3 protein-coding genes are annotated in these 6,695 nt (G+C 73.1%); 1 reads left to right on the top strand and 2 read right to left on the bottom strand.

The features are described 5' to 3' along the window. Positions 1–425: 425 nt before the first annotated feature. Together mfd and ACQ5SO_RS21045 are read right to left on the bottom strand one after the other, a co-directional pair. Positions 426–4,115 (bottom strand): transcription-repair coupling factor, encoded by a 3,690-nt coding sequence (gene mfd / locus ACQ5SO_RS21050; protein WP_430943621.1) that lies wholly within the window; start codon positions 4,113–4,115, stop codon positions 426–428. A 173-nt stretch (positions 4,116–4,288) separates the two neighbouring features. Then, positions 4,289–4,795 (bottom strand): hypothetical protein, encoded by a 507-nt coding sequence (locus ACQ5SO_RS21045; RefSeq protein WP_430943620.1) that lies wholly within the window; start codon positions 4,793–4,795, stop codon positions 4,289–4,291. 646 nt (positions 4,796–5,441) lie between these two features. On the opposite strand from ACQ5SO_RS21045, the gene hemB reads away from it, so the two are divergent. Further along, positions 5,442–6,443, top strand: a complete 1,002-nt coding sequence (hemB, locus tag ACQ5SO_RS21040) for a porphobilinogen synthase (RefSeq protein ID WP_430943619.1) — start codon at positions 5,442–5,444, stop codon at positions 6,441–6,443. The last annotated feature ends 252 nt before the right edge of the window (positions 6,444–6,695 follow it).

Here is a 6,695-nt window from a genome sequence, read left to right as displayed (position 1 = left end):
GAGAGGAAGGGGGCGCGCCCCCCTCCTCTCCCCCTCGCGCTCCCCCTCTCCTACCCGCGGCGGGGCGCCCGGGATGGAGAGGGAAGCGCAGGGTGACGGCGCCCGGGATGGCAGGCGGAGGCGTGGGATGGGAAATGGAGGGGTGCTGCTGGGAAGCGCCTGAGGGGAGGGGCCTCCCCCCAGGTCGTAATCCCGAGCATGGGTCGGGCGCAGGCCGCGTCAAGGACAAGCCCGCTGCGCGGGTCGCTGCGCGATCCTTGACCCGGCCTCCGCCCTCTCGCGGGGCGGCGGGTGTGGCGCGTGGATCCGGGCGGGGAGGGAGGGGCGACGTGGGGGTGGGAGGCGCGGGCGGAGAGCCGGAGAGCCGATCAGCGCAGGCGCAGCCGCGGGGGACAGGCGCCGCGGCGCCCTGCCCGGCCGCCGCCTCAGCGCCCGCGGCGTCCGCCGCCGAAGCCGCCGCCGCCATAGCCCCCGCCGCCCCCGCGCGATCCGCCGCCGCCCGGGCCGCGGCCCAGCGCGGTGCGCCCGCGCGCCATCGGTTTCGTAAGCGCGGCGGGGGCCTTCTTCTTCTCTTCCTTCGGCGGCGGGGGCAGCGTCGTGGGCGGCGTCCAGGTCCCCTTCACCACTTTCGACAGGTCCCGCGCGATGGCGAAGGCGCCCTTCACCCGCGCCGCATCATCCGGCCAGTCGCGCTTCACGACCAGCTTGTTGTCCTTGATCTTCGCCCAGCCGTTCTGCGAGTGCATCCACTGCACCAGCCCGCCCGGGTCCTTGAACTTGTCGTCCCGGAACTGCAGCACCGCGCCCTTCGGCCCGCCGTCGAGCCGCGCGATCCCGGCCCTCCGGCACATGGTCTTGACCCGCACCACGCGCAGCAGGGTCTGCACCTCCGAGGGCGGCTTGCCGAAGCGGTCGTAGAGCTCGGCGCCGAAGCCCTCCAGCTCCTCCTTCGTCTCGAGCGACGAGAGGCGGCGATAGAGGCCGAGGCGCACGTCGAGATCGGGCACGTACTCCTCGGGGATCAGCACCGGCACGCCGAGATTGATCTGCGGCGCCCAGTCGCCCTCGTCCGAGAGCCCCTCGAGCTCGCCCGACTTCATCCTGGCGATCGCCTCCTCCAGCATGTGCTGGTAAAGCTCGAACCCGACCTCCCGGATATGGCCCGACTGCTCCTCGCCCACGATGTTGCCCGCGCCGCGGATGTCGAGATCGTGGGAGGCGAGGGTGAAGCCGGCCCCCAGCCCTTCCAGCGACGCCAGCACCTTCAGCCGCTTCTCGGCCCCCGGGGTCAGGGGTTTCCTCGGCTCGGTGGTGAAATAGGCGTAGGCGCGCAGTTTCGACCGCCCGACGCGCCCGCGCAGCTGGTAGAGCTGGGCGAGGCCGAACATGTCCGCCCGATGCACGATCAGCGTGTTCGCGCGCGGGATGTCGAGGCCGGATTCCACGATGGACGTGGCCAGCAGCACGTCCTGCTTGCCATCGTAGAAAGCGTTCATCCGCTCATCGAGGTCCCCGGCCGCCATCTGGCCGTTGGCGACGGTGTAGGAGACCTCGGGGACCTGCTCCTTCAGGAACTCCTCCATCTCCGCGAGGTCCTTGATCCGCGGGACCACGAAATAGGACTGGCCGCCGCGATACCGCTCGCGCAGCAGCGCCTCGCGCACCGTCACCGGGTCGAAGGGCGCGACGTAGCTGCGGACGGCGAGGCGGTCCACCGGCGGCGTGGCGATCAGCGAGAGTTCGCGCACGCCGGACATGGCGAGCTGCAGCGTGCGCGGGATCGGCGTCGCGGTCATGGTCAGCACGTGGACGTCGCTGCGCAGGGCCTTCAGGCGCTCCTTGTGGGCGACGCCGAAATGCTGTTCCTCATCGATGATGAGAAGGCCGAGATCCTTGAACTTGATGGTCTTGGCCAGCAGCGCATGGGTGCCGATGACGATGTCGACCGACCCGTCGGCAAGGCCCTTGCGGGTCTCGGTCGCCTCCCTGGCCGACACGAAGCGCGACAGCTGCCGGACCACGAGGGGCAGCCCCTTGAACCGCTCCGCGAAGCCCTTGGCGTGCTGGCGGGCGAGCAGCGTGGTCGGCGCCACCACCGCCACCTGCGTGCCGGCCATGGCGGCGACGAAGGCGGCGCGCAGGGCGACCTCGGTCTTGCCGAAGCCCACGTCGCCGCAGACCAGCCGGTCCATGGGGGCGCCGGAGGAGAGATCGTTCAGCACGTCCTCGATGGCGGAAAGCTGGTCGTCGGTTTCCTGGTAGGGGAAGCGGGCGCAGAAATCCTCCCAGGCGCCGGGCTGGGTCTCGATGACGGGCGCCTTGCGCAGGGTGCGCTCCGCGGCGATGCGGATCAGCTTCTCCGCCATCTCGCGGATGCGCTGCTTCATCTTCGCCTTGCGCGCCTGCCAGGACCCGCCGCCGAGCTTGTCGAGCAGCCCCTCCTCGTGCCCGTAGCGGGAGAGAAGCTCGATATTCTCGACCGGCAGGTAGAGCTTGTCGCCGCCCGCATATTCCAGCGCCACGCATTCATGCGGCGCGCCCGCGGCCGTCACCGTCTCAAGCCCGAGATAGCGGCCGACGCCGTGATCGGCATGGACGATCAGGTCGCCGACGGAAAGCGTCGCCGCCTCGGTCAGCACGTCCTCCGCCCTGCGGCGCTTCTTGGGCGCGCGGATCAGCCGGTCGCCCAGCACGTCCTGCTCGGAGACGACGCAAAGATCCTCGGTCTCGAACCCGTGCTCGAGGCCCCAGACCGCGACATTGACCGGGCCGCCTTTGCCGCCCTTGCCGCCGTCGACATCGGCGAAGCGGGACACCTCGCGCAGCCCGTCGACCCCGTGATCGCCCATCAGGGTCATCACCCGGTCGCGCGAGCCCTCGGAATAGGTGGCGAAGATCACCGTCTTGCGGCGGCGCCGGTCCGAGAGGAAATCGCCCAGCGCGTCGAAGACGTTGACCCCGTCCTGCGCGCGTTCCGCGGCGAAGGTGCGCCCGAGGCGCCCGCCATGGTCGATGCAGCCCGGCCCCGGCGGCTGCGGCAGCGGCGAGAGGCGGCGCAGGTGGCGGCCGGACAGCGCCCCCTCCCAGCCCGCGTCGTCGAGGAACAGCCGGTCGGGCGGCACCGGCTTGTAGACCGGCGCGCCCATGCCGCCGCGCTTTTCCTTCAGCGCCTCGGCCCTTGCGTTGTAGTGGTCGCGGATCATCTCCGCCCGCGCCTCGCGCGCCTCCTCGATCTGGTGGTCGAGGGAGACGGGGGCGCCCGGGGCGAAGTCGAAGATGGTGTCCATCTTCTCGTGGAACAGGGGGGCCCAGTGCTCCAACCCCTGGTGCTTGCGCCCGGCGCTGACCGCTTCATAGAGCGGGTCGTCGAGGCCCGCGGCGCCGAAGAGCTCGCGGTAGCGGGACCGGAAGCGGGCGATGCTGTCCTCGTCGAGGATGACCTCCGAGACGGGGGCGAGCTCCACCCGGCGGATCTTCTCCTCGGTGCGCTGGGTCTCGGGGTCGAAGGTGCGCGCGCCGTCGAGGATGTCGCCGAACATGTCGAGCCGGACCGGGAGGGCGTGGCCCGGGGGGAAGATGTCCACCACGCCGCCGCGGATGGCGAAATCGCCGGGCTCGGTGACCGTGGCGGCGCGGTTGAAGCCCATGCGCGCGAGGAAGGCTTTCAGCGCCTCGAGGTCGATGGGCCCGTCCACCTCGGCGGTGAAGGAGGCGTCCTTGATGAGGGCGCGCGCCGGGGTGCGCTGGATCGCGGCCGAGAGGGTGGTGAGGACGACCCCCGCGCCGCCGCCCTTCTTGCCGCCCGCGGCGCCCTTGCCCGGCCAGCCGTCGGCGAGGGCGGCGAGGGCCGCCATCCGCTCGGAGCTGATCTCGGGGTTCGGCGAGACGCGGTCGTAGGGCAGGCAGTCCCAGGCGGGAAAGCGCAGGACAGGCATGTCGGGGGCGAAGAAGCGCAGCGCCTCGGCGAAGGCGGCCATGCGGGCGGCGTCGCGGGCGACATGGATCACCGGCCCGCCTGCGCGGCGGGCGAGATCTGCGACGAGTTTTGCGTCCAGACCCTCGGGCGCGCCGCCGGCGAGGACCTGTCCTGGGCGGAGCGGTTCGGTTTCGGCCATGGCGGCGGAGGTAGCGCGCGGCGCGCGCGCGCGCAAGCGGCGCGTGCGTGGGGGGGGCGTGTCGGGGGCGTCGGGAGGCGGGACGGGGCGCTGAAAGGGCGTTGCGGGGGCTGCCGCCCCCGGTCCCCCGCTCGAAGGGGGCGCGCCCCCTTCGACATCCCCCGGCCCGCCGATCAGAGCGCGGCGAAGGGGAACAGGCGGTCGAAGTTGATCAGGACGAAAAGAAGCGCGGTGGCGCTGATCGACGCGACCCCGGCGGCGATGTTGATGCGCCGGCGGGTCACCAGGACCTCGAGCAGGACCTGCTGCGAGGGCTGGTGCTTGTGGACCAGCAGCGCCTCGTGCAGGCCGAACCCCGCGACGGCGGCGGTGGGGGTGACGAGCAGCAGCAGGCCGAGCGCGATCTCGGATCCCGCGGCGAAGGCGAGCATGCACAGCGCGCCCACCGTCGCCCCCGCGCCCGCCACCGACCAGGCGCCGGTGCGCCGCCAGAACGCGTCGGCCCGCGCGGCGAAGCGGCGGGCGAGCGCGTCGGTCAGCGCCGCCGCCTCGCCGCCCTCGCGCTGCGCCTCGTGCAGCTGGCGGGCGGGCACGCCATAGGTGTAGGCCGCGATCTCGGACCAGATCGCGATGGCGAGGGCCCAGTACCAGACCGAGAGGAAGGTGGTGTCGTCGAGCATGCCCAGTCCGGGGGCGCCGCCCCGTCGAATTTCCCGCGCCGATGCCGGTCATGACGCGTTCCCGGCCGGGGCCGGAATGCTCCGGCGCGGCCGCCGGGGGACTATACCCATTCCGGGGACGGTGGCGAGGGGGCGGAGGCCCGCCGCCCCCCTCCCGCGGCGCCGGACCGCGGGGGGATGGGCGGCGGGGCCGGACGGCCGAGAGGCGGCGGCGGGTCGCCTCGGGCGCGCCATGCGGGCGGCAGGGCCGGGGCGCAGGCGCGAAAGCGGCGCCGCCCGCACGCCCCGGGCGGCCCGGGCGGCCCGGGCGGGCGATCCGGCGGCCGGGCCCCGCGACGCGCCCGGCCCCGCGCCGCCGCCGCGCCGCCGTTCCCGCCGGTCCCGCGGCGGCGCCATGCCCGCCACGGCCGCCGCGGGGCCATGCCCGCCCCCGCCCGCAGCGTCATGCCCAGCCACGCCCGGCCTCGCCCTCCAATCCGCCGCGGCGTCACGCCCGGCCACACCGCGGCGCCACGCCCAGCCATGCCCGGTCCCGCCCTCCAACCCGCCGCGGCCCAGCGCGCCCTTGCCCGTGGGCGGCGTTCCGTGGCACGCAGATGCCCCTTGCCCTGCCCCCGCGCCGGGCCCCCCCGCCGGAGTCCGCCCCATGCAGCCGCGTTTCGCCCCCTTCCCCGCCGCCCGTCCCCGCCGCCTGCGCCAGGCGCCCTGGGTGCGCGACCTCGTGCGCGAGACGGTGCTGACCCCCGCCGACCTGATCTGGCCGATGTTCGTCATCGACGGCGTGAACGGCGAAGAGCCCATCCCCTCGATGCCCGGCGTCAGCCGCCTGACCGTCGACCGGATCGTGGAACAGGCCCGCCGCGCCGCGGATCTCGGCATCCCTTGCGTCGCCCTGTTCCCCTATACCGACCCCGCGAAGAAGACCCCCGGCGCGGAAGAGGCGTGGAACCCCGATAACCTCGTGAACACCGCCACCCGCGCCATCAAGCAGGCCGTGCCGAACATGGGCGTGCTGCTGGACGTGGCGCTCGACCCCTACAACTCGGACGGCCATGACGGGATCGTCCGGGACGGCGTGATCCTGAACGACGAGACGCTGGCCGCGCTCGAGAAACAGGCGATCGCCCAGGCCGAGGCGGGCTGCGACATCCAGGGGCCGTCGGACATGATGGACGGGCGCGTCGGCGTGATCCGCGCGGCGATGGAGGCGCGCGGCTTCCAGGACGTGATGATCATGTCCTACGCGGTGAAATACGCCAGCGCCTATTACGGGCCGTTCCGCGACGCCGTGGGCGCCTCGGGGGCGCTGAAGGGCGACAAGAAGACCTACCAGATGGATCCGGCCAATACCGACGAGGCGCTGCGCGAGGCGGCGATGGACCTCGAGGAAGGCGCGGACATGATCATGGTCAAGCCCGGGATGCCCTATCTCGACGTCTGCCGCCGGGTGAAGGACGCCTTCGGCGCGCCGACCTACGCCTACCAGGTGTCGGGCGAATACGCGATGATCGAGGGCGCGATCCGCGCGGGCTGGCTCGATGGCGACAAGGTGGTGCTCGAGACGCTGATGGCCTTCAAACGCGCGGGCTGCGACGGGATCCTGACCTATCACGCGGCGCGCGCGGCGGAGCTGCTGGCGATCAAGTAACCGCGGATTGCGGAGGCTTCCGCCCCGGCGTCGCAGTGCGCCGCCCCCCGATCAAAGGGGCTGCGCCCCCTTGAGACCCCCAATGTCTTGGGGTCGGAGCGCTACGCCCGAGCCGCGTGCACCCCCAGCATGCGGGAGGTGGGGGTGTGGGGGGGGAGGGGGGGGGGGCCCCCTCCCCCCCCCCCCCCCCCCCCCAAAGCCCGCCCCACCCCCTACCTCCCACAAAAAAACACTGCGCCCGCCACCCTCAAG

It is taken from the genome of Rhodovulum sp. DZ06 (assembly GCF_050586345.1).
Taxonomy (GTDB): Bacteria; Pseudomonadota; Alphaproteobacteria; order Rhodobacterales; family Rhodobacteraceae; genus JBOCEF01.
This window is presented reverse-complemented; position numbering and strand designations above follow the sequence as displayed.

Coding starts and splice junctions, on each gene's coding strand:
- mfd (WP_430943621.1), bottom strand. CDS start 4,115: ATGGCCGAAACCGAACCGCTCCGCCCAGGACAGGTCCTCGCCGGCGGC.
- ACQ5SO_RS21045 (WP_430943620.1), bottom strand. CDS start 4,795: ATGCTCGACGACACCACCTTCCTCTCGGTCTGGTACTGGGCCCTCGCC.
- hemB (WP_430943619.1), top strand. CDS start 5,442: ATGCAGCCGCGTTTCGCCCCCTTCCCCGCCGCCCGTCCCCGCCGCCTG.